Source organism: Steroidobacter sp. (genome assembly GCF_016790065.1).
GTDB lineage: Bacteria > Pseudomonadota > Gammaproteobacteria > Steroidobacterales > Steroidobacteraceae > Steroidobacter.
Window position 1 is genome coordinate 1 of sequence record NZ_JAEUPY010000249.1, and the last position, 3473, is coordinate 3473.

A 3473-nucleotide genomic window follows, 5' to 3' on the forward strand; every position below is an offset into this window, starting at 1 on the left:
CAAACTCGGCCCAGTGCTCGGTGAAGTCGGTGCGTTCTTCGGCAACGGTACGCCGCCGCCGAATACGTTCATCGGTGTGGCGGCGCTGGCGCTGCCTGACTTTCTGGTCGAGATCGAAGCTATCGCGGCCGTGCCCGAGTAACTCAACCAGCAATTCAAGTCGGCTGCGCTTGCACCGAATTGTTAGTGGCTGCTTTGGGTCGTTGAAGTAGCGTAAACAGTACGACGAAAGCCAACAGCGGAATGACGCCGGCCGCGACGAACACCGGCGCGTAACCATAAAGATCCAGTGCCACACCGGTGAGCATGGTGACTACCATGCCGCCGACGCCGGCACCCATGCCGCTCAAGCCGACCACCGATCCGACGGAGTCGCGCGGGAATGCATCGGCACACAGCGACATCATATTCGGCGCCCACAAGCCGAAGCCCAGCATCGCGGTGCTGATGCCGGTGAAGATCACCACGATGCCGAAGTCGAACGCGGCGGTGATGCCGGCGGTCATCAACAGCATTCCGGACAACATCACTGTTAGACGCGCATTCAAGACGCTCATACCACGTCGGCATAGCAAGTCTGAAAGCGCGCCACCGAACACGATGCCGACGCCTTGCGCGGCGAATGGAATCCACGCGTACTTACCGATGTCGGCCGCAGTGAAGCCGGCGTTGCGCGTCAGGTATTCGGGGATCCAGAAGTAATAAAACCAAACCCACGGATCAGCGAGCACGCGAGCCGCGATCACTGCCCACACATTGCGTGAACGAAGCAGACTGAGATACGGCGTTTTCTTGGTGGGCTGGTCGTCGATCGCCCCGTCTTCGGTGATGTGACGCAACTCTTCTGCGCTGACTGCCGGATGCGCACTAGGCAGGCGGTACAGCCACAACCATGCGGCCAACCAGATGAGCCCCACCAAGCCGGTGAGGATGAACGCCCATCGCCAGCCGAGCGCGAGATTGATCCACGCGACGATGGGCACTGATATCACCAGGCCTGCGCTGACGCCTGCGCTCCAAAGACCGGTGGCAAAGCCGCGCTCCTTGCGAGGAAACCATTCGGAAACGGCTTTGACGCAGGCGGCCCAACTGCCAGCTTCACCTGCACCCAGCAGGAACCGACAAACTGCGAAGGACGCGACGCTGTTACCGAAAGCGTGCAGTACGGCCGCAATCGACCACCAGCCCATGATGAGCGCGAATCCCTTGCGCGTGCCGATGCGATCGATCAACCAACCGGTGATCGGTTGCATGAACGTGTAGGCGAGCAGGAACGCTGTGAGGATGGATGCGTAGCCGGTGTTGCTGATCTGTAGCTGATCGCGCAACTGTGGCGCGAGCACCGTCAGCACCTGGCGGTCGACATAACTGATGGCTGTTGCCGCGAACAGCAACAGCACGATGACCCAGCGGAAGTTGGACACGCGGCGGTTATGGGCTGGTCGGTGCGATCAAACTCTTCAAGTGTGCTTCGATCCGGAGCATCAATCGATACACGCCGTTGGGCAGCTGCCGGCCAGCGCGCGTGATCAAGCTGATGCGAGTCGAGTTCATCACCGGGTTGTCGATGGGAATGGCGATCAGCTTGCCCTCGCTCAATTGCGGCTGCGACAAAAACTCCGGCAGGAAGGTGAGGCCGCGACCGCACTTGGCGAAGTCCTTGAGCAACATCATCGAGTTGGCGATCAAGCCCGGTTCGAGAAACACGCCTTCGGCATGCTCGGCCTCGCGCACGATTTGCCGAATGCGGAACGAATCTTCCGGCAGGCCGATGCTGTATTGCTTGAGTTCGCCCAGCTTCACGCTCTTGCGCCCGGCCAGCTCGTGCTTGGGATGCACGATGGCTTTCAGCGGCTGTGACAGCGTCAGGCGAGCGCGAACCTTGGGATCGCGCGGCACGTCGAAGATCAGACCGAAGTGAGCTTCGTCTTCGCGCACCAGGCCGACCGCATCGTTGGTGCCGCTCATTTTCACGCGCACCGTCATGCCCGGATAGCGGCGCATGTAGTCCTGCAGGACTTCGCTGAATGCATCGCTGATGAAGGCTTCGCCCACCGCGAGGTTGATGGTGCCGCTGCGAATACTTCGCAACTCGGCCACGCGCGACATGAAGACTTCTTCGTGCGCCTGCATTTCGCGGTAATAGGCGAAGGCGGCGTTGCCGGCTTCGGTGAGCTTGATCTTGCGACGGCCGCCTTCGATCAGCCGCATGCCCAGTTCCTTCTCGAGCGCGGCGATCTGCCGGCTGATGGAGGAGGTGGCGACGTTGAGTTCGTCGCTGGCCGCTCGCATCGTGCCGAGGCGCGCGGCCTCGTACAAATAGCGCAGTCGAATTTCCCCGTGCATGCGTTCTCCCCGATACTTGCAGCAAACGCAACGAAGTCGAGTCTATGTTGAGCTCGCTCCCGGATTCAATCGGGTCACAATAGGCTCGGCGGTGGGGCGGAATGCGACATTCGTGCCGATTCCGGTCGTTACGTTGCAGTTAGCGCAACAAACTTTTCCATTGGCCGACTCGAGAGCTAAAGAAAAACGATGACGCGCTTCAATGTGGTGGTCCTAGGTGGCGGCCTGGTGGGCTGCGGGGCCGCGTATTACCTGGCCCGGCGCGGCGCCTCGGTGCTATTGCTGGAACAGGGCGATCTGAATCGCGAGGCTTCCGGGCGCAACGCCGGATCGCTGCATTTTCAGCTGGAATACCGGCTGATTCGTTACGGGGATGAGCTGGCCGCGCAGTTCGCCAAGGTCATTCCGCTGAGCCTGGTGGCGCTGGAGGACTGGCGCGGGCTGGAAGCCGAGCTGCAAACCCACCTGGAAGTCGAAATGGGCGGCGGCTTGATCGTGGCCGAGTCGGCCGGCGATCTGGAATTGCTGGAGAAGCGCCAGAGCTTGCAGGAAAAATGGGGACTCGAGTCCCGGCTGTTGTCGCAAGCCGAAGTTCGTGGGCTGGCGCCCTACCTGGCGGACTCGGTGATCGCCGCCGGCTATTTCCCGCACGAAGGTCATGCGAATCCGCGTTTGGTCGCGCCGGCGTTCGCTGGCTGTGCTGAGGCGTTGGGAGCGCGGATTGATTCTCAAACTCGCGTGACCGGGCTGATGCGGGATGGTGCGGACTGGCAGGTCACGTTCGTCGATCGCGCTGGAGTAGTGCATGAAGTGACGGCGGGTGCCGTGTTGAACGCGGCCGGGGCGTGGGCGGGCGAGATCGGCGCCATGGCGCATGTTCACTTGCCCATGTTCGCGGTGCCGTTGTCGATGAATGTCATTGAGCGCACCACTCCGTTGATTCCGCATCTGGTTCAGCACGCGAGCAAGCGGTTGACGCTCAAACAAGTCTCGGCCGGGAACGTGTTGGTGGGTGGCGGTTGGCCCAGCCGGTTCGCGCGTGACGGCGGTGGTATGAACACGCAGCGACGCGCGCAGCCGGTGTTCGAGAACGTGATGGAGAACCTTGGCTTGGCGTCGCAGCTCGT

3 protein-coding genes are annotated in these 3473 nt (G+C 61.6%); 1 reads left to right on the forward strand and 2 read right to left on the reverse strand.

Annotated elements, in window-relative coordinates; genetic code table 11:
- Positions 1-155: 155 nt before the first annotated feature.
- Together JNL55_RS10680 and JNL55_RS10685 are read right to left on the reverse strand one after the other, a co-directional pair.
- On the reverse strand, positions 156-1424 hold the full coding sequence (locus JNL55_RS10680) for an MFS transporter (protein WP_293852803.1): 1269 nt from the start codon (positions 1422-1424) through the stop codon (positions 156-158).
- 7 nt (positions 1425-1431) lie between these two features.
- Positions 1432-2346 (reverse strand): LysR family transcriptional regulator, encoded by a 915-nt coding sequence (locus JNL55_RS10685; protein ID WP_293852804.1) that lies wholly within the window; start codon positions 2344-2346, stop codon positions 1432-1434.
- Between the two features lie 189 nt (positions 2347-2535).
- Here JNL55_RS10685 and JNL55_RS10690 point away from each other — a divergent pair.
- On the forward strand, positions 2536-3473 hold a 938-nt coding region (locus tag JNL55_RS10690), incomplete at its 3' end, for an NAD(P)/FAD-dependent oxidoreductase (protein WP_293852805.1).